Below are 272 nucleotides of genomic sequence, written 5' to 3' on the forward strand. Positions count from 1 at the left end.
TGAACGTCTGGAATCCCAGCCTCGACCCGAGGGTGCCCCAACGCGACCACGAACCGCAAGGTCGCACGACAATGCACTTCACCAACCTGCCCAGCCTGTGGTTGCGTGAAGGAGCGAAGTACTGGCTTTCGGCGGGCCTGACCACGGAGCGGTACTCGTGGAGCACGGTCAAATCGCGCCTGGACGCCCTGAAATGGCTGCAACGCTACATCGACACCACCGCCGATCAGGGCCCGTGCCTGACAACCGATCCACACCGCCTGCGGGGCTTC

At 64.0% G+C, this 272-nt stretch carries 1 protein-coding gene; it reads left to right on the forward strand.

The window, feature by feature from the left end:
• Window positions 1-71 precede the first annotated feature (71 nt).
• On the forward strand, window positions 72-272 hold a 201-nt coding region (locus CVH10_RS20650), incomplete at its 3' end, for a hypothetical protein (protein WP_146143203.1).

The organism is Halomonas sp. ND22Bw, from assembly GCF_003011945.1.
GTDB classification, from domain to species: Bacteria; Pseudomonadota; Gammaproteobacteria; order Pseudomonadales; family Halomonadaceae; genus Halomonas; species Halomonas halophila.